The organism is Streptomyces sp. B1866 (genome assembly GCF_031932565.1).
Taxonomy (GTDB): Bacteria; Actinomycetota; Actinomycetes; order Streptomycetales; family Streptomycetaceae; genus Streptomyces.
In genome coordinates this window covers 18,800-43,396 of the sequence record NZ_JAVSCF010000013.1, presented here as the reverse complement: position 1 = coordinate 43,396, position 24,597 = coordinate 18,800, and the positions used below count along the sequence as shown (strand labels likewise).

Sequence of the window (24,597 nt, the reverse complement as noted above, 5' to 3'; positions counted from 1 at the left end):
CGCCGCGGGGGCGCCTGTCACGCGGATTCCGGCCGCGCTCACCCGGCCGCGCGCCCGCGCCCGTACCGGGCCCGGTAGGGCCCGCTGGGCGTCGGGTACGGCCCGCACGCGCGGGACAGCCGCCACAGAGCCGCCCGGACGCCGGGTACCGCCCGCACGCGCGGGACAGCCGCCCGTACGCGCGGGACGACGGGCACGCCCGCGTGGCAGGCGGCCGTCCTCAGGCGTACGGGCCCAGGCGTACGGGCCAGGCGTACGGGCCCAGGCGTACGGGTCCGGGCGTACGGGTCCGGGCGTACGGGTCAGGCGCCGCCGAAGCCGAAGCCGCCCGCGCTCCGCGTCTTGGCGCGCAGCCGCCTGCCCTTCTCGGCCGCCTGCTCGTTCAGCTCGCGCTGGAAGTCGCGCATGCGCTCCAGCAGGGCGGGGTCGTGCGCCGCGAGCATCCGGGCGGCCAGCAGGCCGGCGTTGCGGGCCCCGGCGACCGACACGGTGGCGACGGGCACGCCCGCGGGCATCTGCACGATGGACAGCAGCGAGTCCATGCCGTCGAGGTACTTCAGCGGCACCGGCACGCCGATCACCGGCAGCGGGGTGACCGAGGCGAGCATGCCGGGCAGGTGCGCGGCGCCGCCCGCGCCCGCGATGACCGCCTTGAGTCCGCGGCCGGCCGCCTCCTCGCCGTAGGCGACCATCTCGCGCGGCATGCGGTGGGCGGAGACCACGTCCACCTCGTACGGGATCTCGAACTCGTCCAGGGCCTTGGCCGCGTCCTCCATGACGGGCCAGTCGGAGTCGGAGCCCATGACGATGCCGACCACGGGGCCGGCGGCGGCGCTGGTCATTCGGTGATGGTCCCTCGCAGGTAGTCGGCGGCGTGCCGGGCGCGCTCGCGCACCTCGGCCAGGTCGGCGCCGTAGGTGGTGACGTGGCCGACCTTGCGGCCCGGCTTCACGTCCTTGCCGTACATGTGGATCTTCAGCGCCGGGTCGCGGGCCATGCAGTGCAGGTACGCCTGGTACATGTCGGGGTAGTCGCCGCCCAGGACGTTCGTCATCACCGTCCACGGGGCGCGCGGGCGCGGGTCGCCGAGCGGCAGGTCGAGCACGGCGCGCACGTGGTTGGCGAACTGGGAGGTGACCGCGCCGTCCTGGGTCCAGTGGCCGGAGTTGTGCGGGCGCATGGCCAGCTCGTTGACCAGCAGGCGGCCGTCCCGGGTCTCGAACAGCTCGACCGCGAGGTGCCCGACGACGCCCAGCTCGCGCGCGATGGTCAGCGCCAGCTCCTGCGCGCGGGCCGACAGCTCGCCCGGCAGGCCGGGGGCCGGCGCGACGACGGTGTCGCACACGCCGTCGACCTGGACGGACTCCACGACCGGGTAGGCCACGGCCTGGCCGTGCGGGGACCGTACGACGTTGGCGGCCAGCTCGCGGGCGAAGTCGACCTTCTCCTCGGCCAGGACCGGCACCCCGGCGCGGAACGGCTCGGCGGCCTCCCGCTCGTCGCGGACCAGCCAGACGCCCTTGCCGTCGTAGCCGCCGCGCACGGTCTTCAGCACGACGGGGAAGCCCCGGCCCCCGGCGGCGCCCTCCGCGGGGTCCGCGGCGCCTTCCGCGGCGCCCTCCGCGGCGCCTTCCGCGGCGAAGCGGGCGACGTCGGCCGGGTCGGCGACGACGCGGTGCCGCGGGCACGGCACGCCGATCTCGGTCAGCCTGGCCCGCATCGCGCCCTTGTCCTGCGCGTACCGCAGCGCGTCGGGCCCGGGCCGCAGCACCACGCCCTCGGCCTCCAGGGCCCGCAGGTGCTCCTGAGGTACGTGCTCGTGGTCGAAGGTGACCACGTCGCAGTCGCGGGCGAAGGCGCGCAGCGCGTCCAGGTCGCGGTGGTCGCCGACGACGACGTCGCGGACCACCTGGGCCGCCGACTCCTGAGGAGAGGCGCTGAGCAGCCTGAAACGGATACCCAGGGCGATGCCCGCCTCGTGGGTCATGCGGGCGAGCTGGCCGCCGCCGACCATGCCGACTACCGGAAATGTCACCTTGCCAGGGTATCGGGGACCCGAATGTGCCGTGGCCGCCCGCCCCGCGGGACGGTGCGGTGCGGCCGGAGCGTTGACGGACGCGTGACGTCCGTCACGGCGGCAAAACGGTTTGGATTGGCGGGAACGGACAGCTGCGTCCGGGCCTCTTGTCTCGCAGGTGCGGAGGCGGACCGCCGAGGCCCCCGTTAGCATGACCGTGTTGTGCTGACCAACAACACACATCCATCACACCAACCACGGACGGGGCTGAGCGCGCACGATGAGTGAATGGCGTACATCGAGCTCGCTGCGCGCGCGCACGCAGCAGCTGACCCGGGAAATCGCGAAGTTCGGCGCCGTGGGCGGGGCGGGGCTGCTGGTCAACCTCGTCACCTTCAACCTGGTCCGGCACACCACGGACCTGCCGGTGGTGCGGGCGAGCGTCGTGGCGACCGTGGTCGCCATCGCCTTCAACTACGTGGGGTTCCGGTACTTCACCTACCGGGACCGGGACAAGAGCGGCCGCACCAAGGAGATGGGGCTGTTCCTGCTGTTCAGCGCCATCGGCCTGGTGATCGAAAACGGCGTGCTGTTCACGGCCACGTACGGGTTCGGCTGGGACGGTTCGCTGCAGAGCAACATCTTCAAGTTCCTCGGAATCGGCGTCGCCACCCTCTTCCGCTTCTGGTCCTACCGGACCTGGGTGTTCCGCGCGATTCCCGCGCGGGAGGCCGTCGAGGCCGCTGAATCCTTTCTTACCGAGGCCGAGATCGAAGCCCAGGCTTCACGTACGGCCAGCAACTGATCGATTTCTCATCGTCACTTCCGGGGAATCCGTGCCGACCGCCTGATCTGACCGGCCCGGCTTGACTCATACGGCTTTTCCCCGCGGCGCTCGGCCGTCCCGCGCCGCCTCAGCCGCCGGACTTCCAGTCCTCCGCCTCCCGGCTCAGGAACAGCGCGAACACCGGCGGCCGCTGCTGGAGCAGTTCCAGCCGCCCCCCGTCCGCCTCCGCCAGGTCGCGGGCCACCGCGAGGCCGAGCCCGGTGGAGTTCCGGCCGCTGACCGTCCGCTCGAAGACCCGCGCCCCGAGGTCGGGCGGCACGCCGGGACCCTCGTCGGAGACCTCCACGACCGCCTGGTTGCCGGTGACGCGCGTGCGCAGCGAGACGGTTCCGTCGCCGTGCATCAGCGAGTTCTCGATCAGTGTGGCGATGACCTGGGCCACCGCGCCCGGCGTGCCCACCGCCCGCAGCCGCTGCGTGCCCGAGCGCACGAGGGCGCGGCCCTCGCTGCGCGAGGCCGGACGCCACTCCTCCAGTTGCTGCTTGACGACCTCGTCCAGGTCGAAGGTGACGGCGGAGCCGGAGCGCGGGTCGCGGGAGTTGGTGAGCAGCCGCTGGACGACGTCGGTCAGCCGCTCGACCTGGCCCAGCGCGATGGTCGCCTCCTCCTTGACGGTCTCCGGGTCGTCGGTGAGCGTGATCTCCTCCAGGCGCATCGACAGCGCGGTCAGCGGCGTGCGCAACTGGTGGGACGCGTCGGCCGCGAGCCGCCGCTCGGCGGTCAGCATGCGCGCGATCCGCTCGGCGCTCGCGTCGAGCACGTCCGCGACCCGGTCCAGCTCGGGCACGCCGTAGCGGCGGTGCCGGGGCCGCGGATCGCCCGATCCGAGCCGTTCGGCGGTCTCGGCGAGGTCGGTGAGCGGCGCGGTGAGCCGGTGCGCCTGCCGTACGGCGAGGGCGACCGCGGCCAGCACGGCCAGCAGCGCGACCGCGAGGATGACCAGCATGGTGCGGCCGATCTCGCGGCTCACCGTGGAGTGCGACGCCTCGACCCGTACGGTCTCGCCCTGGTCGCCCTTCTCCTCGGTGGAGATCACGCCGCCGGTGGGGCGCACGCCGATCTCCACCGGGGGCTGGCCGGGGATGTCGATCCGCGCGTACCGGCCGTGCCCGATCTGGTCGCGCAGCACGCGCGAGCTGACGCCCTCGCGGCCGACCAGCCTGCTGTCGACGATGCTCACCAGGCGCAGCGCGTCGGAGTCCACGCTCTCGCGCGCGCTGTTCTCGATGGTGCGCGTCTCCACGATGACCAGCGAGATGCCGAAGACGGCGATGACGACGAGCACCACGGCGAGCGTGGAGTTGATCAGGCGACGGCGCATAGTGCGTCCTTGGGGGGTCCGGGGGTCGAGCGGCTCCGGGTCACGGCCCGGGGCCCGGTGCGGCGCGGCCGTGCCCCCGTTCCCCGGCAGCCGGTCCCGCCGGCCCGGCGGTGACTAGTTCTTCTCGAATCGGAAGCCCACACCCCGTACGGTCGCGATGTAGCGGGGGTTGGCGGCGTCGTCGCCCAGCTTCTTGCGCAGCCAGGAGATGTGCATGTCCAGGGTCTTGGTGGACGACCACCACGTGGTGTCCCAGACCTCGCGCATCAGCTGGTCGCGGGTGACGACCCGGCCCGCGTCCCGCACCAGCACCCGCAGCAGGTCGAACTCCTTGGCGGTGAGCTGAAGCTCCTCCTCGCCCATCCACGCGCGGTGCGACTCGACGTCGATGCGCACGCCGTGGGTGGCCGGGGCCTGCGCGTGGGTCTCCACGGCGCCGCGGCGCAGCAGCGCCCGTACCCGCGCCAGCAGCTCCGCCAGCCGGAAGGGCTTGGTCACGTAGTCGTCGGCGCCCGCGTCCAGGCCGACGACGGTGTCCACCTCGTCGGCGCGGGCGGTGAGCACGAGCACCGGGAAGCCGTGGCCCTCGGTGCGCAGCCGTCGGCAGACCTCCAGGCCGTCCATGCCCGGCAGGCCCAGGTCCAGGACGAGGAGGTCGACGCCGCCCTGGAGACCCGCGTCCAGCGCAGTCGGTCCGTCCTCGCGCACCTCGACCTCGTACCCTTCGCGACGCAGGGCGCGGGCCAGCGGCTCCGAGATGGAAGCGTCATCCTCGGCGAGCAGTACTCGGGTCATGGAGGCGATGGTAGTCCGAGGGGATATGCCCGCGGAGCGCACAGGCAGCCGCGTGGGGAACACGGGAAGTCACGTGTCCCGATCGTGATCCATCTCTCACCCGAGGCGTTATCTACACGCGGAGACAACGACTTGGCAGAGACGGTATCGTCCAGGAGAACGTCTGTAAAACTCATTTTGAGACCTTCGGTTCCGCACGGCGCCGGAGGTTTCCGGTGCGTCCGTGGCCGCCGGAGGCGGGTGACCCCCCGCTCCCTGCGGGCCGGCGCCACCGCCACCGCCACCCCCCACACGGACGCGCCCCGTTCGTACGCCGCCGTACGCGCTGCCGCGTCCCGTGCCGACGCATCCGAGGAACCACTATGGCGTCCAGCCTCACCAAGGGCGACGCGGCCGGCCAGGAGACCCCTGCGCCCGGCGGCAGGACCTTCTTCGGCCATCCCATCGGCCTGGCCCCCCTCTTCCTGACCGAGATGTGGGAGCGCTTCAGCTATTACGGCATGCGCGCCCTGCTCGTGCTGTACCTGATCTCGGGCGGCCCGGACGCCAAGCACGGCAGCCAGGGCGGCGGCCTCGGGATGTCCGAGGGCGACGCGGTGGCCATCTACTCGGTGTACGTGGCCACGGTGTACCTGCTGGCCATGCCGGGCGGCTGGTTCGGCGACCGGGTGTGGGGGCCGCGCAAGACGGTGGCCGTCGCGGCGGGCGTGATCATGTCCGGCCACCTGGCGCTGGCCCTGCCCGGCCAGGGCCCGTTCTTCGCCGGCCTGGGGCTGGTCGCCCTCGGCTCGGGGCTGCTGAAGTCCAACATCTCCACGATGGTCGGACAGCTCTACAACGGCCCGCAGGACCCGCGCCGGGACGGCGGCTTCACGATCTTCTACATCGGCATCAACATCGGCGCCTTCGCCGCCCCGCTGACCATCGGCACGGTGGGCCAGGAGGTGAGCTGGCACCTCGGCTTCGCGATGGCGGCCATCGGCATGGGCCTGGGCCTGATCGCGTTCCTCGTCGGCACCCGCCACCTCAACCCGGTCAGCAGCGTCGTGCCGACCCCGCTGGCCGCCGAGGAGCGGCGCATGTGGCTGCGACGGGGCCTGGCGTGGCTGGCCGTCGCCGCGGTCTTCTACACCGCGGTCACCTGGAGCGGGCACTTCACCCTCAACTGGGCGCTGATCCCGATCACCGTCGCCGGCCTGCTGATCCCCACCGCGGTGCTGGTGCGCATCAAGCGCGACCGGGACCTGTCCGCGGCCGAGCAGGCCAGGGTCAGCGCCTACATCTGGATCTTCGTGGCCGCGGCCGTCTTCTGGATGATCTACGACCAGGGCGGCTCGACCATGTCCGCGTTCGCCGAGACCAAGACGGCGGACTCGGTCTTCGGCATCCACTTCCCGTCCTCGTGGTTCCAGTCGGTGAACCCGCTGTGGGTGATGGCCCTGGCCCCGGTCTTCGCCACGATGTGGCTGGCCCTGGCGCGGCGGGGCCGGGAGCCGGGGACGATGCAGAAGTTCACCGCGGCGCTGGTGCTGATCGGCGCCTCGTTCTTCCTGTTCATCGTCCCCATGTCGATGGCCTCGGACGGCACGGCGGTCAGCCCGGGCTGGCTGGTGGCGATGTACGGCGTCCAGACCATGGGCGAGCTGTGCCTGTCCCCGGTCGGCCTGTCGGTGACCACGAAGATGGCGCCGGCGAAGTACGCGAGCCAGATGATGGGCGTGTGGTTCCTGGCCGTCACGGCCGGTGACTGCACCACGGGCCTGCTGTCGATCGCGGGCGTCGACATGAGCGGCGAGGGGGTCATCGCGCTGGAGGCGACGGCGGCCACGCTCGCGGGGATGGCGGTCTGGACGTACCGCCGCAGGGTCGTACAGATGATGGGCGACGTGCACTGAGGCCGCCGCCTTCGGGCTGGTCCGCGCCGGGGGGGCGGTCCCTGCCGGGGCCCGGCCCGCGCCGTGTGCGCGTCGGCTGAGTCTGGCCGTGCTCGCGTGACGCCTGGGGCGCCAGGCGTCACGCGGGCGCGGCCATCTCCGCCCATACGGTCTTGCCGGTCCCGTCGGCATGGCGGACGACGCCCCAGTCCAGACACAGCCGCTGGACGATGAACATGCCGTGCCCGCCCGGCCGCCCCGCCCGGTGCGGCACGCGCGGGGCGGGCGTACCGCCGCCGAGGTCGACGACCTCCAGGCGCAGCACCTTGGCGGCGTGGCTGACGCGCAGTTCCTCGGGGCCGCCCGCGTGCAGGCACGCGTTCGTGACCAGCTCGGAGACCACGAGCAGGGCGTCCTCGGCCGCCGCCCGCTGGTCGGCCGTTGCCGCGGGCAGCCACCCCCAGTCGCGCAGCGCCTCGCGGGTGAAGTCGCGGGCGCGGGGTACGGCCCCGCTGGCCCCGACGAGCTGGAGCCTGCGGACCTCCCCCACGGGCGGCCTGGCGGAGGCGGCACCGCCGTCCGGCTCGGGGCCGGGGTCGCCCGGTGGGTACGGGCGGGTGGTGCTCATCAGCGCTTCACCTCACCGATTCACCGATGTGGAATGTTTGACGGACGTCTGTTTGTCAGGCATGTCGGAAGCGGGCGGGAGCCGAGGGGCGCTCAAGCTCCTGCCGACGAACGGACGGGACCGGGGCCGTGGGACCTCTTTCGATGGCCGGTGTGATCTCTCGGACGGTTTCAGCCTGTCTCCTGCCCGTCCCGGGCGTGGGAACACCAACCACTTGGGGATGGATCGCACCAGGCGGGCAAGACGGAGCAGACGCGCGGGTCACGCTCCGGTAACACCAGAGGTAACGTTCACTCCACGAGAGCCTGGTCCAGCGTCTCGTGCACCGTGAAGACGGTCTCCGCGCCGGTGATGGTGAACACGCGCGCCACCGCGGGACGCATGCCGACCAGGTGGACCGAGCCGCCCGCCGCCTCCGCCTTCAGCCGCGCGGCGAGCAGCACGTTCAGCCCGGTGGAATCGCAGAACTCCAGCGCGGAGCAGTCCACGACCACCCGCGTCCGCCCGTCCGCCAGGCACTGCTCCAGCGGCTCCCTCAGCAGCGCGGCCGTGTGGTGGTCGAGCTCTCCCGCGGGCGTCAGGACGGCGCTCACGCCGTGGTGGCCGACCCCGACCTCAAGCCGGCCCTTGCTGGCACTGCCGACTGTGCCGCGGTCCATGGGCGCACCTCTTCTGGTGTCTCGTCGCTGCTGTGCTGTGCTGCTGTGCTGTCGACAGCGCGCCAAGAACCCTACGCCCTCGCCAGAAGGTTCGGTACCCAAACGAAATGCACAAACCGTCCCATATCAATACCAAGGGCTTGCCATTTTGGGGGGAGTGCGAGTAGGCGTAGATGGGGTAGGGGGAAGGATGGCCCGGTAACGGGGGGAAGGATGCCCGGTCTCGAAAGGCGCCGCCCAGGGCAGCAAGGTCGATGGCATCGGTAGCCGTTGCCGAGAATGATGGAGGACAGCATGTCACCCCAGCTCGACGAATCGCGTGCCGAAACCTCGTCGGACGTCTGTGTTGTTCAGGACCAGGGCACGGGCGACTGGGAGGCGTGGGGCGGCTGTGCGCCGCGGGGCCCGCTGCCCGCGGCGGACGACCTGCCCGAGTCGGCGGATCCGACCGAGCTGGCGGCCCTGCCCGGCCTTCCCGAGATCCCGGCACCCGACGAGATCGGTCCCATGGACGCCCGGGCGCTGTCCAAGACCCTCTTCGCCCGCCTGACCGTCCTGGAAGAAGGCACGCACGAGTACGCGTACGTGCGCAACACGCTGGTCGAGCTGAACCTCGCCCTGGTGAAGTTCGCCGCCTCCCGGTTCCGCTCCCGCAGCGAGCCGATGGAGGACATCATCCAGGTGGGCACCATCGGCCTTATCAAGGCCATCGACCGCTTCGAGCTGAGCCGCGGCGTGGAGTTCCCCACGTTCGCCATGCCGACCATCGTCGGTGAGATCAAGCGCTTCTTCCGCGACACCAGCTGGTCGGTGCGGGTGCCACGGCGCCTCCAGGAGCTGCGGCTGGACCTGGCCAAGGCGGGCGACGAGCTGGCCCAGCGGCTGGACCGGGCGCCCACCGTCGCCGAGCTGGCCGAGCGGCTGGGCATCACGCCCGAGGAGGTCGTCGAGGGCATGGCCGCGAGCAACGCGTACACCGCCAGCTCGCTGGACGCCCAGCCGGAGGAGGACGACAGCGAGGGCGCGCTGGCCGACCGCATCGGCTACGAGGACCACGGCCTGGAAGGCATCGAGTATGTCGAGTCGCTGAAGCCGCTCATCGCCGAGCTGCCGCCGCGCGACCGGAAGATACTGTCACTGCGGTTCGTGGCGAACATGACCCAGTCGGAGATCGGCGAGGAGCTCGGCATCTCCCAGATGCACGTCTCCCGGCTGCTGTCCCGGACACTCACCCGGCTCCGCAAGGGGCTGATGGTCGAGGAGTGAGCCGAGGACAGGAGGAGCACGAGGACGGCGTCGGCGCCCGGGCCGCGCGGCGGACGGCGCCGGGCGCCCGCCGGGCCGTACCGGACGCCCGCCCGGCGGCCTGTCCCCGCCGGTAGCCCGGGGCCTGTCCCCGCCGGTAGCACCGGGGCGCGTACCCTGCACGCTTTCGGCGGGAACGCCCCGGCCGGGAACTCGCCCGCCAGCGCCACCCGTTTGACCTGTGACAAGTACCGGCCACCGGGCCGGTGGACGCAGGGGGGACGGGGGACCGGCATGACGCACGAGTTCCAGGCGCTGCCGCGCCGCGCGGCGGGGCCCCACCGGGTGCCGGCCCAGCGGGGTGCCGCGCCGCTGCGGCCCGGCGCGCCGCCGCGCGCGGGGGCCCCGGCCGCCCGGAATCACTACGTGGTGACGACCGAGCGCGTGCGCAACGAGATCCTCGTCCTGGACCAGGCCGAGGACTGGAGCACGGGCGCGGCCGTCAAGTGGCGCTGGAGCGCACCGCGCGCGGGCGAGGGCGGGCCGCGGTGGGGCGAGCTGGCGGACGTGCGGGTGCGCGCCACGCAGGCGTACGGCACGGTGGTCCTGGTCGCCATGGCCTGCGGCCGCGCGGCGATGGTGCGGCAGGCCACGAAGCGGGTCGTCTGGCAGGCCCTGGAGCCGCCCGGCGAGCCGCCGCTCGCCGTCGAGCGGCTGGCCGGCGGCGTCCTGGTCACCGCCTGCGGCGGCGCCGGCAGCCTGCGGCTGTACGCGGGAGCGTCGCACACGGCTCCGTTCAGGGCCGTGCCCCTGCCCGGCGCGCGCGGGGTGCTGTACGACCCGAGGCGCACCAGCCTGTGGGCGCTGGGCGACGGCAGGCTGCTGTGCTACCGGGTCACCGGCCGCGGCGAGGCCACCAAGCTGACGGCGACCGGCACGGTCGAGCTGCCGGACGCGGGCCGCGACCTCCAGCCCGTGTACGGGGACGAGGACGCGCTGTGGCTCACCGGCACGTCCGGCGTGTACCGGCTGGACCTCGCGACGATGACCTGCCGGGAGGTGGACGCCGGGCGGGGGGTGGCGTCGTACGTGAGCCAGCCCAGCGGCATACGGGTGCGGGTGCGGGCCGAGGGCAGGCCGCCGCACGGGTGGGGCTCGCCCACCGTGGACTTCCTGGACGGGCACGGCAGGCCGCTGTTCGGCCGTACGCGACCGGGGGCGGTGTTCACCCGGGCGCGGCTGTGGACTCCCGCCTTCCATTGAGCCGCGCCGCCGGTGTCGGAAGGGCGCGGCGGGCGCGGCCCGCTCAGATGCGGCGGACGCCGCCGCGCCAGACGGCCGCGACCAGGGGCACGCCGGGCCGGTAGGCCAGGTGCGTGTGGCTCGGGGCGTCGAGCAGCACCAGGTCGGCCCGGGCGCCGGGGCTGACGCGGCCGACGTCCTGGCGGCGCAGGGCCGCCGCCCCGCCCGCGGTGGCCGCCCACAGGGCCTCGTCCGGGGTCATCCGCGTCTCGCGCACGGCCAGCGCGATACAGAAGGGCATGGAGCTGGTGAAGGACGTCCCCGGGTTGCAGTCGGGCGAGACCGCCACGGTGACGCCCGCGTCCAGCAGGCGGCGCGCGTCCGCGTAGGGCGAGCGGGTGGAGAACTCGGCGCCGGGCAGCAGGGTCGCGACGGTGTCGCCCTGGGCCAGGGCGTCGACGTCGGCGTCGGTGAGGTGGGTGCAGTGGTCGGCCGAGGCGGCGCCCAGTTCCACGGCCAGCCGCACGCCGGGGCCGGCGGACAGCTGGTTGGCGTGCACGCGCAGGCCCAGGCCGCGCGCGGCTCCCGCGGCGAGGACCGCGCGGGCCTGGTCGCCGTCGAAGGCTCCGGCCTCGCAGAAGACGTCGATCCAGCGGGCGTGGGGCGCGCAGGCGTCGAGCATCGGACCGGTGACCAGGCCGACGTACGCGCCGGGATCGGCGGCGTACTCGGGCGGCACCACGTGGGCGCCGAGAAAGGTCAGCTCGTCGGTGTGAGCGGCGGCGGCGCGCAGCGAGCGGGCCTCGTCCTCGGCGGTGAGGCCGTAGCCGGACTTGATCTCGATGGTGGTGGTGCCCTGGAGCAGGGCCTCGCGGACGTACCGGGCCACGGTGCGGCGCAGCGCGTCGTCACCGGCCGCCCGGGTGGCCGCGACCGTGGTGCGGATGCCTCCGGCCGCGTACGGCCGACCGGCCATACGGGCGGCGAACTCCTCGGCGCGGTCGCCGGCGAAGACCAGGTGGGAGTGGGAGTCGACGAAGCCGGGGACGGCGGCGCGACCGGCGGCGTCGAGGTGACTGTCAGTGACGGGTGCTTTGCTTGTCGTACCGACCCAGGCGATGCGGTCGCCGTCGATGACGACGGCCGCGTCCTGGATCAGACCGAGGGGGCCCGCGCCCAGGGAGGGGTCGTTGGTGACGAGTGCGGCGATGTTGGTGACGAGGGTGCTCGTGGTGGCGGCAGCTGTGGCGGCCGGATGGCCCGAGGTCGCGGAGGCGGTGGCGGCGGCGTTCGGGGGGGTGGCGGGCGCGGCGGTTTCCGCGGCCGTGGCGGGCCTCTGGGCGGCCGGGCCCGGGCCGGAGCCGGCCGGAGGCGGGGCGGAGGCCGCCGCCGACGGGTCGCGGCCCTGCTCACGGCCCGGTTCCTGGGACCTCATCCCGGTGTCCTCCCCTTCTCCTTCTGCTTTTGCTTCTCCTTCGCCGCTGCCGTCGCGCGGGGGGCGTCACCGGTGCGGGGTGCGGCCGTCGGGGGCCGCCGTCGCGCGGTTCCGCCGTCGCTCCGGGGACCGCCGTCGCCCGGGGCGCCCGGGCCGCTTACGGGACCGTCGGCCGGCCCGCCGCTCCGGGCCCTCAGGCGCCGCGCACGGCCGCCACGGCCTCGGCCAGCGCCTCGGGGACGCGCGGCACGAGCTGGTGTCTGCCGTCCCGTACGACGTGGCGGCCGCCGACCACCGTATGCCGCACGTCCGCGCTGGTCGCCGCGAACACCGCCGTCTCGACCTCCAGTCCCGGCGGCGGCCCGGCGGTGCGGACCGAGTCCAGCGCGACGGTCGTGAAGTCGGCGAGCGCTCCCGGGGCGATCCGGCCCGCGTCGTCGCCCCAGCCCAGGGCGGCGTGCCCGGCCGCGGTGGCGGCGTGCAGCAGCTCGGCCGCCGTCCAGTGGCCGCGGGCCCGGGTGCGCAGTCGTTCGTCCAGCTCCAGGGCCCGGGCCTCTTCCAGGAGGTCCACGACCGCGTGGCTGTCGCTGCCCAGGCACAGCGCGGATCCGGCCCGCCGGAGTTCGGCGGCGGGGCCGATGCCGTCGGCCAGGTCCCGCTCGGTGGTCGGGCACACGCACACGCCGGTGGCCGACTCGCCCAGCAGCCGGATGTCGCCGGGGGTGAGGTGCGTGGCGTGCACGGCGGTCGTGCGCTCGCCCAGCACGCCGTGGTCGGCGAGCAGCCGCGCGGGGGTGAAGCCGTGGGCCTCGACGCAGGCGTCGTTCTCGGCGGTCTGCTCGGACAGGTGGACGTGCAGCGGGGCGGATCGCCGGGCGGCCCAGGCGGCGACGGTGGCGAGCTGGTCGGCGGGCACGGCGCGCACGGAGTGCACGGCGGCGCCGACCCGGGTGTTGCCGTCGCCGCGGAGCGCGTCGGCGCGCTCGGCCCAGGCGTCGGCGGTGCCGTCGGAGAAGCGGAGCTGGTGCCGGTCGGGAGCGGCGCCGAAACCGGAGGAGAGGTAGCAGGTGTCGAGGAGGGTGATGCGGATGCCGGCTGCGGCGGCGGCCGCGATCAGGGCCTTGCCCATGGTGTTCGGGTCGTCGTAGCGCCCGCCGCCGGGCGGGTGGTGCAGGTAGTGGAACTCACCCACACAGGTGATCCCGGCCATGGCCATCTCGGCGTAGGCGGCGCGGGCCAGCGCGAAGTAGCTCTCGGGGGTGAGGGCGTCGGCGACGGCGTACATCACCTGCCGCCAGGCCCAGAAGGAACCCGGGGCCCGCCGCCCGCCCACGGGGACGGGGCCCGGCCCGAGGAGGCCCGGCGCCCCAGGTCCCGGCGCGCCGGATCCCTGCCCACCCGCGCCCGGCCCGGCCTCGGGCCCGACCGCCTTCGCACCGCCGTCGGCCGCGCCGCCCGCGTAGACGCCGCCCGCGGGGGCGCCCGGCCCTGGTGCGGAGGTGTCCCGGCCGTCCTCCCCGCCCCGCGCGGGCCCGGCGGCCGCGCCCTGGACGGTGCCGCGCAGGGCGCGGTGGAAGGCGTGGCTGTGCGCGTTGGCCAGGCCGGGGATGGTCAGGCCGCGCAGTTCGACGCCGCCGACGGGCGGGCCGGAGGCGCCGGTCCGTACGGCCGCGATCCGCCCGTCGGACCGGGTGACGATCACCACGCCCCGTTCCACGGCGCCGTCGAGCCACGCGTGCTCCGCCCAGTAGGTCTGCGCCGTCAGCGACACGCCAGCGCCTCCAGTACGTCGGCAAGTGCGGTCACCCCGGCGAGGCAGTCGTCCTCGTCAGCCGACTCGGCGGGCGAGTGGGACACGCCGGTGGGGTTCCTTACAAACAGCATCGCAGTTGGGACGGATGCCGACAAAATGCCCGCGTCGTGGCCCGCTCCGGTGGGGAGGACGGGAGCCCCGCCGAGGAGCACGGCGAGCCGGTCGCGCAGGCCGTGGGCGAAGTCGGTCACGGGCGTGAAGGACTCCCGGGTGACCCGGACGGCCACACCGTCTCGGCGCCCCCGCTCGGCCGCGGCCTGCTCGATCGCGGCGACCACGGCGGCCAGGGTCTCCTCGTCCGGCGCCCGGCAGTCCAGCCAGCCGCGTACGAGGGAGGGAATGGCGTTGACGCCGTTCGGCTCGACGGCGACCTTGCCGAAGGTCGCGAGGGCCCCGGCGAGGCGGGCCTTCTTACGCGCGGCCAGCACGGTGGTGGCGTAGGTGAGCATCGGGTCGCGGCGGTCGTCGATCCGGGTGGTCCCGGCGTGGTTGGCCTCGCCGTGGAAGTCGAAGCGCCATCGGCCGTGCGGCCAGATGGCGGAGGCGACGCCCACGGCCTGTCCGGCCGGGGCCCGGGTCCTGGCGGGGGCGGGGGCTCCGGGGGTTCCGGCGCCCGCGCTGCCGGTCCCGGCGGGTCCGGCGGTCCCGGCGGCCCGGGCCCCGACCTGGGCCCCGGCAGGCCCGGCGGGGACGGCGGCACCGGCCGTCCCGGCGGGTCCGGAGATCCCGGCGGGTCCGGCGGCCTCGGCGCCGGGGGCGGCTCCGGCGGTTCCCGGGGTTCCGGCGGCCTCGGCGGCTCCGGCCGCGGTGCCGGGGGCTGTCCCGGGGCCCGGGTGCCGCCCGGCGCCCGCGCTGCCCGTCCCGGCCCCCGGCCCCGCCTCGGCTCCGAGGCCCGGGCGGCGCGCCGTTCCCGGGCCCTCCGCCCCGGAATCGCGCCCGGATCCGGCTGCGGCTGCTTCAGCCAGGCCGTCCCCCGGCCGACCGGACCCGTCCGGCCAGGTGGCCGCTCCCGGGCCGCCAGGCGCCGGGCCCTCGCCCTCGTCGGGCAGGGTGGCCAGCGTGCGGCCCTGCTCCAGGTGCAGCTCCACGAACGCGCCGATGCGGGCCAGCCGCTCCGGGTCGGGGCCGATGGCGTCCGGGTCGTACCCGGCGCGCTTCATCGCCTGCGCCAGGGTGATCCCGTCGGCGTCGCGCAGGGCCCGCGCCCGCTCGGGTTCGAGCTGTCCGGCGGCGAGCCGGGAGCCGACGCAGGCGAGCCCGAAGCGGGCGCCCTCCTCGTCGCCGAAGTTGACCACGGCCAGCGGCCTGCTCGGCCGGGCGCCCCGGACGCGCAGCTCGTCCAGCGCGGCGAAGGCGGAGACGACGCCGAGGGGTCCGTCGAAGGCGCCGCCGTCGGGCACCGAGTCGAGGTGGGAGCCGGTCACCACGGCGTCTCCGGCGTCCGGGTCGCCGAGCCAGGCCCACTGGTTGCCGTTGCGGTCCGTCTCGTAGCGCAGCCCGCGCGCCTCGGCCTGCGCCCGGAACCAGGCCCGGCACCCGGCGTCCGCCTCCGTCCACGCGTACCGCCGGTAGCCGCCGGTGTCGGCGTTCCGGCCGATGGGCAGCAGCTCGCGCCACATGGCGCGGAAGGAGGCAGCCCCCGCGCTCCCCGCACCGCCGCCGTGCCCGGCCCGGCTGTCGGCCTCCGGGCCCGGGCGGTCCGCCGAGTCCCGGCCGCGGTCCACCCCGCCCGGGCCGCTGCCGCCCGCGCCACCGGCGGGCCGGGCGGCCGCGGACCTTCGGGGCTGCGCGCCTGCTCCGTTCCCGGCCCGCTCACCCGCCGAGCGGGAACCTTCGGGGCGCGAGGAGTCCGCAGCCGCCGGGGCCGGGCCGTTCCCCGGGCCCTTGTCGCCGCCGCCCACGCCCGTACCGGCACCGGGCCCCGCGCCCGGCTCCTGTCCGCAGCCACCACCGGGCGGCGCTCCGGCGGTCTGGGCGTCGGCGGCGCCCCGGTCGCCGGTCACGCCGTCCCGCCCAGGACGGGCCCGCGGCCTTCCCGGTCCGGGCCGGGCGGAACCGCCCGTACCCCGGCCGGATCGGCCCCCGGCGGCGCCGGGCCGTCCTCGCGCATCGGGACCCGCACCCCGCGCTCCCCCGCCACCGCCTCCGCCCGCTCGTAGCCCGCGTCGACGTGCCGGATGACGCCCATGCCCGGGTCGTTCGTCAGCACGCGGCGGATCTTCTCGCCCGCCAGCGGCGTGCCGTCGGCGACCGTGACCTGCCCCGCGTGCAGCGAGCGGCCCATGCCCACGCCGCCGCCGTGGTGGATCGACACCCAGGAGGCGCCGGAGGCGACGTTGACCATGGCGTTCAGCAGCGGCCAGTCGGCGATGGCGTCGGAGCCGTCGCGCATCGCCTCCGTCTCCCGGTACGGCGAGGCCACCGAACCGCAGTCCAGGTGGTCCCGTCCGATGACGAGCGGCGCTGCGAGCGTGCCGTCGGCGACCATGGCGTTGAACCGCTCGCCCGCCCGGTCCCGCTCGCCGTAGCCGAGCCAGCAGATCCGCGCGGGCAGCCCCTGGAAGCGCACCCGCTCCCCGGCCAGCCGGATCCAGCGCGCCAGCGACGCGTTCTCCGGGAACAGGTCGAGGACGGCCCGGTCGGTGGCCGCGATGTCGCGCGGGTCCCCGGACAGCGCCGCCCACCGGAACGGCCCCTTCCCCTCGCAGAACAGCGGCCGGATGTAGGCGGGCACGAAGCCGGGGTAGTCGAACGCCCGCGCGTAGCCCGCCAGCTTCGCCTCGCCGCGCAGCGAGTTGCCGTAGTCGAAGACCTCCGCGCCCGCGTCCTGGAACCCGACCATGGCTTCCACGTGCGCGGCCATGGACTCGCGGGCCCGCCGCGTGAACTCGGCGGGCTTGGCCGCCGCGTACGCCGCCATGTCGGCGTGCGCCACGCCCACCGGCAGGTACGACAGCGGATCGTGGGCGCTGGTCTGGTCGGTGACGATGTCCACGGGCGCGCCGGACGCGAGCAGCCGCGGCAGCAGTTCGGCCGCGTTGCCCAGCACGCCGACCGACAGGGCCCGGCGCTCGTCGCGCGCGGCCACGGCGAGCCGCAGGGCGTGGTCGGCGGAGTCGGCGCGCAGGTCGAGGTAGCCGTGGCCGATGCGCCGCTCGATGGCGCGCGGGTCGCAGTCGACGCAGACGGCGACGCCGCCGTTCATGGTCACCGCGAGCGGCTGCGCGCCGCCCATGCCGCCGAGCCCGGCCGTCAGCGTGATCGTCCCGGCCAGGCTCCCGCCGAACCGCTTCGCCGCCACGGCCGCGAACGTCTCGTACGTGCCCTGGAGGATGCCCTGCGTGCCGATGTAGATCCACGAACCCGCGGTCATCTGCCCGTACATGGTCAGGCCCAGCGCCTCAAGCCGCCGGAACTCCTCCCAGGTGGCCCAGTCGCCGACCAGGTTGGAGTTGGCGATCAGCACGCGCGGGGCCCACTCGTGCGTCCGCATCACCCCCACCGGACGCCCGGACTGCACGAGCAGCGTCTCGTCGGACCCGAGCGTGCGCAGGGTCCGCACCAGCGCGTCGTACGAACGCCAGTCGCGCGCCGCCTTGCCCGTACCGCCGTAGACGACCAGCTCGTCGGGGTGCTCGGCGACCTCCGGGTCGAGGTTGTTCTGGAGCATGCGCAGCGCGGCCTCCTGCGGCCAGCCCCGCGCGCTGAGCTCCGTGCCGCGCGGGGCCCGCACGGGTCGCGGTCCTGACATTGAGACGTCCGCCTTCCTGCCACCGCCGGGCCGATCCCGCTACTGGATCAACATATTCACATACTTCAACGCTGAATACACTCAGTCAACATGGGCAGGCACTCTCTCCTCTCCACAGGTCCGGCCACGGCGGACGCCGGTGCCCCGACCGTCCAGGACGCCGACCCGTTGAGCGGCCCGGGGGCCGCCCTCACCCGGTTCCGCCCGCCGCCTGGGCGCGCACGAGAAGCGTTCCCACCGGCTTTCCATCGGGAGGCGGTACAACCACGGCCGTGACGGCGTCGAATCCGGCCCTCCACGACGGACAGTCCGTCCGGCTACTGTCGGTCGCGCGCGCCAGGCGGTCCACGCCGTTCGACAGGCCGCTGTGCTGGTTCCCGGCCGGGTGGCGTGCCTTGAGGAGTCGGCCGCCGCTGTTGTGACCCTGGCCGCCTCCCGCGAACGCGTTACGTGGTGCCACGGCGTGGCGGGTGATCCGATACGTCTGCACGCATGGGTTCAGGTCGGCGGTCAGCCTGTCGCCGAACCGGAGTCCATTACGCGCTACACCCCGCTTCGTACGATCTGATATGAGAAACGGAGACAGCACAATCAGCACTGAAAACAACGATACGGCCGCGCCCGGCTGGTGGCTGCGCGGCGACGAGGTCGCACTGGGCCCGTACGTCCGCCGCCTGGTACCCGTGTACTGGCGCTGGGAAACGGACCCGCGTGCGCTGCTCGGCTACGGGCAGCAGTACCCGGAAGCTGTCGAGACCCGGGACGACGTGTTCACGAGTCAGTCGAGGGACGGGAACCCGTACTTCACGATCTACGATGTCACCGGCGAGCGTCCTGTCCCGATCGGGATGAGCAACATCATTGTGGACAACAGGACGCGGACTGGCGAACTCGTCATTCTCCTCGGCGAGGAGGGGCGGGGAAGAGGTCTGGCAACCGAGGCGATCCGCCTGACACTGGACTACGGCTTCCACATCACCAACCTGCGGAATATCTATCTTTCGGTACTGGCCCCGAATACGGCTGGAATCCGCGCCTACGAAAAGGCCGGATTCGCCTTGATCGGCCGACGCCGGAACTCTGGTTACTGGCTTGGGGAAGTCGTGGACCACGTGTTCATGGATGCCATCCCAGAGGACTTCCCCGGCCCATCGGTGCTCAAGCCGCAACTCGGCGAGCCTCGGCCGTAAGGAACGGGATCCCGCGTGAGCGTATCAGCCCGGTCTTTCGGGTACCGGATGGCAGTCGCTTGCGGGCACCTTGCGTTGTGACGGGGCGGGGTAGGGTGCGTTTCGTGATCCCTACTGTCAAAGGGTGTACTGAGATGCCGGTCAGGCGTGTGGTGCTTCCGCTGGTCGTCTGGGTGGCCGTGGTGCCGTGGCTGCTCGCTACGGCGACGACCATACTGCTGGGGTTCTCGCAGGAGTCGGACGGGCTGTTCTTGACGTTCGGTACCCGGATGGCGCTGGTGCCGCTGCTGGTGGCCGGTGAGGTCGTCGGCGTGGTGGCGGCCTTCCGGCACTATGACGGTCTGCGCTCCGACTTTTGGCCGGGAGCCGGGCTGGCGTTTGCTCTTCTGGCGCTGTTCACCGTGGTGGGGGTGGCCACGACGTGGGGCGAGTGGGGCGGACTGTTGCTGATCTGGGCCCTGTACACCGGCTATGTGTTCTTCGTGTTCATCTTCGGCGGGATGGCCTGGAAGAAGGTATTCGCCTAGCTTTTGGCGGTATGAGGAAGGCCCACGGCGGCGCGCCGCGGGCCTTCCTCATGCTCGGAGGGTCAGCGCCTCCGGTCGAGGGAACGGGAAACGGGTCGTCCCTGCGCGGCCCGGGACTCAGGTGAGGTGGTCGAGCTGGCCGGACTTGACCGCGCTTATGAACTCCCGGAGCCGGGCGGGGGTGGTGATGATGACCTCGGCCGGAGTGTCGCTCTCCCGTAGCTTGATACGTCCGCCAGCGGCAGCGAGTTCGATACAATGATCGATCACGTCATGACCGGAGAACGAAGACTTACGCCAAACAATCGGACCGAGCATATCTTTACCTTCAAATTTCCTGTGCGACACGGCGAATGAAATCACGGGACTCTCCCGCCGACAAGGAGAACCGCACCACCTTGTCAAGGAGCAATCGGTATCTCACGAGCTGGGACTTCGCGTCGATCTGCAATGGGGCGGGCCAGGAAGCGTCGAGCCGCACAGTGTCCAGTTCGGGCACCGGTCCGCCCACGTAGAGCATGGAGTTCCCGGCACCACCGAACCCGTCGACATCGAAGGGGACGACCCGAACGGTGACGTGCGGGTGATCGGACCGTTCCAGGATAAACGCAAGCTGCTCCCGCTGGACCTTCCGGTCGGCGACCCGGGTTCGGAGGGCAGCTTCGTGGATGAGCACCTCCCACGGGAGCACTGGGTCCCGATCCAGGACATCCCGGCGCTGTAGCCGAAAGGACACTCGGGGCGCGAGGTCCTGCGGCGACGACTCAGAAAGACCGTAGGCGAAGAGAGCACGGACGTATGCCTCGGTTTGCAGCAGACCCGGCACATAGGCCGCCTCGAACATGCGGAGGTAGGCGGCGTGATGTTCCAGCTCGGCAAGGTCCAGAGCCGCGTGAGGCAGGACCCCGCGATACTTCTCCCACCACCCCTTGCCACGGTCGGTGGCCATCGCGACCAACTCATCGATCAACGCCCCATCGAAGCAGGCGTACTCAGCGGCCATCCGCCGCAGCCGTTCCTCGCTGACGCCCGTCCGCCCCGCTTCCATGTGACTCATCTGCGCCGCAGTCGTTCCGACCCGGTCGGCAGCCTCGCGGGCGGTCATGCCCGCCGCCTCGCGCATCTTGCGCAGCTCGGCGCCCAGCCGCTCCTGACGCGCCGTGGGATGACTCCTCAGCGCCATGCATCCCTCCCTCCTCGCCCCTGACAGCCTGCCAGGCGCACGCCGCACCGATCCAACCAGATTCCAACGAGCCATCGCCACAATCTTGTGGCGCCGCAAGGTTGTGGCGTACTGTGCGTGTCACGCTCGTCACACAGTGACGGCGGCCATTCGGCAGCGTACTGCCGCCCTCCATCCCTCCTGCCCTGCCCCCGGCATGCCCGCAGGAGGCCCGACACCTCGCGGAGGTCCGCATGGAGACACCGACCACTCAGCCCGCCGCCCCGAACCTGACCCCCTGGGAGATCTCCCCGGAGACCTACGACGAGGAGCTGCGCGGCCTCGTCGTCGCGCTCGCGCCCCGCTTCTTCGTCATCGTCCAGGAGTACGAGGTGGAGCCGGGGGTGAACGACGCCGCCGTCGCGGCCTGGGGCATGGCCTTCGAGGACGGGCCGGTGCGGGTGGTCGGGGCTGACGGCACCGGGAGTCTCACCCTCGCGTCGCCCGACCGCGCGGTGTGCTGGTACAGCCGGCCGAAGGGGGACGGCACGGTCTCGGCCAAGCTGCTCTGGCTCCCCGCGCCCGACCCGGCCGACCTCCAGCAGCCCGCGCCGGAGCCCGCTGCCGCCTGAGCGGGCCGCATCGCGCGACACCGCACGGCCGCGCGCTCAACGTGCGTGGACGGCCGGGGACTCCTCGCCGTCCACGCCAGCGCCGTAACACACCGTGCTACGATTCTCTCATGACCGCCAAAGAGCGCTTCAGCATCAGCATGGACCCGGCTGTCCGCGCCGCGCTCAGAGAGCGCGCCGAAGCGATGGGCCTTGACGTGTCGGCCTACATCACGGCGTCCGTACGGCGCCAGCTGGCGGAGGACGCGCTGGTCGCGCAGCGCTTCGCGGAGGTCGACGCCGCGATCGCGGCCACCGAGGCGATGCGGCCTCCCGCCGGTGCCGAGCCGTTGATCGACGAGGCCGAGTTGGAAGCCGCCCGCGCCGGAATGGCGAGGGCCTTGGCGCCCTCGGCGGAAGAGGCCGCGTGACCTCAACGGTCTTCGTGTACGACGCGGGGATGCTGATCGCCCTGGAACGACAGGAGAGGTCGGCGCTCGTCCTGCACACGGTACTCAGCGAGTACGCGCACCCTCCGGTCATTCCCCTGCCTGTGCTGGCGCAGGCGTGGCGACCTGGCCGGTGGACGCCGCTGACCCGCGTCATTCCGCAGTGCGTCGTCTTCGGCGCCCGCACGCCGCAGTCACCGCCTTGCGGGGTCTGCCAGGCCGGGCACGTCGAGGAGGACGCCAAACGGGCGGGCCGACTGCTGGCCGTGGCCGCGCTGCCCGAGGAGAAGCGGCCAGACGCGGTGGACGCGCTGGCCGTGGTCATCGCGGCCCGGCACGCCGAGGCGGTCCTGGTCACCTCCGACCCGCGCGATCTCGCAGCGTACCGGGACGCTCTGGCGGGGTCTCCCGAAGGCGTACGGGTCCTCTCCGTCCCGGACATCGCCGGTTTCCTGGCAGGCAAGCGCGTGCTGCGCTGAGCCGACCACCGTTCGGGTCCGTACCCTGGGTGCGCATGACAGGCAACCCGGCCACGGCCGCCGCCTCCCTGGCCGACCGCCGCGACCGCGCCGTACGGGCCGCCGTCGCCCAAGGGCTGATCGGCCCCGACCAGCCCGTCCTCGGGCTGCTCGACGTGGCGGCCGTACGGGCGCAGGCCGCCGACCTGCGGGCGGCGTTCGCGGCGGTCGCGGCACCCGGCACGCCGGTGCTGCACGCCTTCGCCGTCAAGGCCGCCGCCCTCGTGCCCGTACTGCGGCTGCTCGCCGACGAGGGCCTGGGCTGCGAGGTGGCCAGCCCCGGCGAGCTGGCCCTGGCCCGCGCCGCGGGCGTACCGGCGGAGCGGACCGTGCTGGACTCGCCCGCCAAGACCCCCGCCGAGTTGCGCGAGGCCCTGGACCTGGGCGTCGCGGTCAACGCCGACAACCCGCAGGAGCTGGCCCGCCTCGACGCGCTCGTGGCGGCCGGGCCCACCGCCTCCCCGCTCGGCCTGCGCGTCAACCCGCAGGTCGGCGGCGGCAGCATCGACGCGCTCAGCACGGCGACGGCGACCTCGAAGTTCGGGGTGGCGCTGCTCGACCCGGGCGCGCGCGAGTGGGTCGTGCGGGCCTTCCTGGACCGGCCCTGGCTGACCCGGCTGCACACCCACACCGGCTCGCAGGGCATCCCGCTGGAGCTGATGGCGGCGGGCGTACGGGCGGCGTACGAGCTGGCCGAGGAGGTCAACGCGGCGGCCGGACGGCGGCAGATCGACACCCTCGACATCGGCGGCGGCCTGCCCGTGAACTTCGCCTCCGACGAGACCACGCCCACCTACCGCGCGTACGCCGAGCTGCTGCGCGCCACCGTGCCCGGCCTGCTGGACGGGCGGTACGGGCTGGTCACCGAGTTCGGCCGGTCGCTGCTGGCCAAGGCGGGCACGGTGCTGGCCCGCGTGGAGTACGCCAAGTCGGCGGGCGGGCGGCCCATCGCCGTCACCCACGCGGGCGCGCAGCTCGCCACGCGCACGGTGTTCGCGCCCGCGTCCTGGCCGCTGCGGGTGGCGGCGTACGACGCGGAGGGCGCGCCCAGGGCGGACGGGCCGGAGGGGCCGGTGGCGCAGGACGTGGCGGGGCCGTGCTGCTTCGCGGGCGACCTGGTCGCCGAGAACCGGCCGCTGCCCCGGCTGGCGGCGGGCGACCTGGTGGGCCTGCTGGACACCGGCGCGTACTACTTCTCCAACCACTTCGCGTACAACAGCCTGCCCCGGCCCGGCGTCTACGGGTATGCGGTCGCGCCGGACGGCGAGGTCCGCTTCGCGACCGTACGGGCGCAGCAGACCGTCGAGGAGATCGTCGCGGAGAGCGGCGGCGGGCACGCGGGGGACCTCACCGCGCTGGTCTGACCCGGCGCCCGTATTCGGCTCACTCCACGAACAGCCCCCGCTCCGCCGCCCGCGCGTCGAACTCCTCCATGCGCGCCTGCGCGTCCGGCACCGCGTCGCACATGGCCTCCAGCAGCACCCGGCCCAGCAGCATCGGCGCGCACGCGGTGTCGAACGCGAGGCCGGTGCCCACGGCGGCGGGCAGCAGCAGGTCGCTGTGCCGGGCGACCGGCGCGAACGCGCTGTCCGCCACGGTCACCACCGTCAGGCCCGCCTCCCGCGCGTACGACAGCGCGTCGACCACCTCGCGCGGGTGGCGCGGTAGCGCGAAGCACAGCAGTGCGGTGGCGCCCGCGCGGGCGGCGGCGTCCAGGCGGTCGGCGAGCATGCTGCCGCCCTCGTCCAGCAGCCGCACGTCCGGGTGCACCTTGCGGGCGAAGTACGCGAAGCCGCCCGCCTGAGCGGCGGCGGCGCGCAGGCCGAGGACGGGCAGCGGGCGGGAGGCGGCGAGCATCCGGCCCGCGCGTACGACGGGGGCGGGGTCGGCCAGCAGGGCCGCGAGGTGGCGCAGGTTGTCGATCTCGGCGCGTACGGCCTGCTGGTACGCGTTGTACGAGCCCTCCGGGGCCTGGTCGGCGGCGGGCGGGACCTCCCGCAGGTGCCTGCGCAGGGCCGGGTAGCCGTCGAAGCCGAGGGCGACCGCGAAGCGGGTCACGGACGGCTGGCTGACCCCGGCCAGCTCGGCCAGTTCCACGCTCGACAGGAACGGCGCGTCCGCCGCCCGGCGCACCATGCAGTGGGCGATGCGGCGCTGGGTGGGGGTGAGCCGGTGGCCCTCGAAGAGGCGCTGTAGGCGGGCCGCGCCGACCGTCTGGCCGGTCGTCGCCGTCTGGCCGGTCGTCGCCGTCTGGTCGGTCGTCGCCGCCCGGTCGGTCGTCGTCGGCTCGTCGGTCGTCGTCGGCTCGTCGGTCGTCGTCGCCGTCGGCCCGGTCATCGCCGTCGGCCCCGCCGTGTCCGTCGACGGCCGCGCCGAGGGCTCCGGCTCCCGGCCCTCCGGCCGTGTGTCCGGCGTGCCGCCCATCGCTTCCTCCTGGCCCGCTCCCAGCCGTACGCGCGCCACCCGACGCGCCGCCCCGACCGTTATATTCACGGCCCAGGGGCGTTGCATGA

The 24,597-nt window shown here is 73.8% G+C and carries 24 protein-coding genes; 11 read left to right on the top strand and 13 right to left on the bottom strand.

Translation table 11 applies throughout. The annotated features are described in order from the left end of the window. Positions 1-302: 302 nt before the first annotated feature. Entirely contained in the window at positions 303-842 is a 540-nt protein-coding gene (gene purE / locus RKE29_RS04220) for a 5-(carboxyamino)imidazole ribonucleotide mutase (protein ID WP_312003641.1), read from the bottom strand. After that, a complete protein-coding gene (locus RKE29_RS04215) occupies positions 839-2,035 on the bottom strand; it encodes a 5-(carboxyamino)imidazole ribonucleotide synthase (protein WP_312003640.1) in 1,197 nt (398 codons plus the stop codon). Before RKE29_RS04215 ends, purE begins: the two co-directional genes overlap by 4 nt. A 262-nt stretch (positions 2,036-2,297) precedes the next feature. Here RKE29_RS04215 and RKE29_RS04210 point away from each other — a divergent pair, with 262 nt between their 5' ends. Then, complete coding sequence (locus RKE29_RS04210; RefSeq protein ID WP_312003639.1) at positions 2,298-2,822, top strand: GtrA family protein; 525 nt, start codon at positions 2,298-2,300, stop codon at positions 2,820-2,822. Between the two features lie 109 nt (positions 2,823-2,931). Here RKE29_RS04210 and RKE29_RS04205 read toward each other — a convergent pair whose 3' ends face one another. Both RKE29_RS04205 and RKE29_RS04200 read right to left on the bottom strand, forming a co-directional pair. After that, positions 2,932-4,185, bottom strand: coding sequence for an ATP-binding protein (locus RKE29_RS04205; protein ID WP_312003638.1), 1,254 nt, complete (start codon positions 4,183-4,185; stop codon positions 2,932-2,934). 114 nt (positions 4,186-4,299) lie between these two features. Continuing rightward, positions 4,300-4,980, bottom strand: coding sequence for a response regulator transcription factor (locus RKE29_RS04200; RefSeq protein ID WP_312003637.1), 681 nt, complete (start codon positions 4,978-4,980; stop codon positions 4,300-4,302). Between the two features lie 362 nt (positions 4,981-5,342). Between RKE29_RS04200 and RKE29_RS04195 the strand changes: the two genes are divergently transcribed. Continuing rightward, positions 5,343-6,875 carry an oligopeptide:H+ symporter gene (locus RKE29_RS04195; RefSeq protein WP_312003636.1) on the top strand — a complete coding sequence of 511 codons (1,533 nt, stop codon included), beginning with the start codon at positions 5,343-5,345 and terminating at the stop codon, positions 6,873-6,875. Positions 6,876-6,993: 118 nt separating this feature from the next. Here RKE29_RS04195 and RKE29_RS04190 read toward each other — a convergent pair whose 3' ends face one another. Next, positions 6,994-7,482 carry an ATP-binding protein gene (locus RKE29_RS04190; protein WP_312003635.1) on the bottom strand — a complete coding sequence of 163 codons (489 nt, stop codon included), beginning with the start codon at positions 7,480-7,482 and terminating at the stop codon, positions 6,994-6,996. Positions 7,483-7,772: 290 nt separating this feature from the next. Beyond that, complete coding sequence (locus RKE29_RS04185; RefSeq protein WP_312003634.1) at positions 7,773-8,141, bottom strand: STAS domain-containing protein; 369 nt, start codon at positions 8,139-8,141, stop codon at positions 7,773-7,775. A gap of 282 nt (positions 8,142-8,423) precedes the next feature. Between RKE29_RS04185 and RKE29_RS04180 the strand changes: the two genes are divergently transcribed. Next, positions 8,424-9,407: an RNA polymerase sigma factor SigF gene (locus RKE29_RS04180; protein WP_312003652.1), complete on the top strand. Its 984-nt coding sequence runs from the start codon at positions 8,424-8,426 to the stop codon at positions 9,405-9,407. A gap of 273 nt (positions 9,408-9,680) precedes the next feature. After that, on the top strand, positions 9,681-10,649 hold the full coding sequence (locus RKE29_RS04175; RefSeq protein WP_312003633.1) for a DUF6528 family protein: 969 nt from the start codon (positions 9,681-9,683) through the stop codon (positions 10,647-10,649). Between the two features lie 43 nt (positions 10,650-10,692). Here RKE29_RS04175 and hutI read toward each other — a convergent pair whose 3' ends face one another. From hutI to hutU, 4 genes are all read right to left on the bottom strand, one after another. Further along, complete coding sequence (gene hutI, locus RKE29_RS04170) at positions 10,693-12,063, bottom strand: imidazolonepropionase (RefSeq protein ID WP_312003632.1); 1,371 nt, start codon at positions 12,061-12,063, stop codon at positions 10,693-10,695. Positions 12,064-12,256: 193 nt separating this feature from the next. Next, positions 12,257-13,834 carry a formimidoylglutamate deiminase gene (locus RKE29_RS04165; protein ID WP_312003631.1) on the bottom strand — a complete coding sequence of 526 codons (1,578 nt, stop codon included), beginning with the start codon at positions 13,832-13,834 and terminating at the stop codon, positions 12,257-12,259. Next, on the bottom strand, positions 13,825-15,495 hold the full coding sequence (locus RKE29_RS04160) for a Zn-dependent hydrolase (RefSeq protein ID WP_312003651.1): 1,671 nt from the start codon (positions 15,493-15,495) through the stop codon (positions 13,825-13,827). Before RKE29_RS04160 ends, RKE29_RS04165 begins: the two co-directional genes overlap by 10 nt. A gap of 380 nt (positions 15,496-15,875) precedes the next feature. Next, on the bottom strand, positions 15,876-17,627 hold the full coding sequence (gene hutU / locus RKE29_RS04155; protein ID WP_312003630.1) for a urocanate hydratase: 1,752 nt from the start codon (positions 17,625-17,627) through the stop codon (positions 15,876-15,878). A gap of 211 nt (positions 17,628-17,838) precedes the next feature. Between hutU and RKE29_RS04150 the strand changes: the two genes are divergently transcribed. The 3 genes from RKE29_RS04150 (at position 17,839) to RKE29_RS04140 (ending at position 19,344) form a co-directional block, all read left to right on the top strand. Next, entirely contained in the window at positions 17,839-18,195 is a 357-nt protein-coding gene (locus tag RKE29_RS04150) for a lasso peptide biosynthesis B2 protein (protein WP_312003650.1), read from the top strand. A 1-nt stretch (position 18,196) separates the two neighbouring features. Beyond that, positions 18,197-18,817, top strand: coding sequence for a GNAT family protein (locus RKE29_RS04145; protein ID WP_312003629.1), 621 nt, complete (start codon positions 18,197-18,199; stop codon positions 18,815-18,817). Between the two features lie 149 nt (positions 18,818-18,966). Continuing rightward, positions 18,967-19,344, top strand: a complete 378-nt coding sequence (locus RKE29_RS04140; RefSeq protein WP_312003628.1) for a hypothetical protein — start codon at positions 18,967-18,969, stop codon at positions 19,342-19,344. Between the two features lie 117 nt (positions 19,345-19,461). On the opposite strand, the gene RKE29_RS04135 is transcribed toward RKE29_RS04140, so the two are convergent. Continuing rightward, on the bottom strand, positions 19,462-19,662 hold the full coding sequence (locus RKE29_RS04135; protein WP_312003649.1) for a DUF397 domain-containing protein: 201 nt from the start codon (positions 19,660-19,662) through the stop codon (positions 19,462-19,464). 10 nt (positions 19,663-19,672) lie between these two features. Beyond that, entirely contained in the window at positions 19,673-20,527 is an 855-nt protein-coding gene (locus RKE29_RS04130) for a helix-turn-helix transcriptional regulator (RefSeq protein WP_312003627.1), read from the bottom strand. Positions 20,528-20,760: 233 nt separating this feature from the next. Here RKE29_RS04130 and RKE29_RS04125 point away from each other — a divergent pair, with 233 nt between their 5' ends. The 4 genes from RKE29_RS04125 (at position 20,761) to RKE29_RS04110 (ending at position 23,448) form a co-directional block, all read left to right on the top strand. Next, positions 20,761-21,138, top strand: a complete 378-nt coding sequence (locus tag RKE29_RS04125; RefSeq protein WP_312003626.1) for a hypothetical protein — start codon at positions 20,761-20,763, stop codon at positions 21,136-21,138. A 110-nt stretch (positions 21,139-21,248) separates the two neighbouring features. Further along, positions 21,249-21,548 (top strand): hypothetical protein, encoded by a 300-nt coding sequence (locus RKE29_RS04120; RefSeq protein ID WP_312003625.1) that lies wholly within the window; start codon positions 21,249-21,251, stop codon positions 21,546-21,548. Further along, a complete protein-coding gene (locus RKE29_RS04115) occupies positions 21,545-22,045 on the top strand; it encodes a hypothetical protein (protein ID WP_312003624.1) in 501 nt (166 codons plus the stop codon). The genes RKE29_RS04120 and RKE29_RS04115 overlap by 4 nt, the downstream gene beginning before the upstream one ends. A 35-nt stretch (positions 22,046-22,080) precedes the next feature. Continuing rightward, positions 22,081-23,448: a diaminopimelate decarboxylase gene (locus RKE29_RS04110; protein ID WP_312003623.1), complete on the top strand. Its 1,368-nt coding sequence runs from the start codon at positions 22,081-22,083 to the stop codon at positions 23,446-23,448. A 19-nt stretch (positions 23,449-23,467) separates the two neighbouring features. On the opposite strand, the gene RKE29_RS04105 is transcribed toward RKE29_RS04110, so the two are convergent. Next, positions 23,468-24,508: a MurR/RpiR family transcriptional regulator gene (locus RKE29_RS04105; protein ID WP_312003622.1), complete on the bottom strand. Its 1,041-nt coding sequence runs from the start codon at positions 24,506-24,508 to the stop codon at positions 23,468-23,470. Positions 24,509-24,597 lie beyond the last annotated feature (89 nt).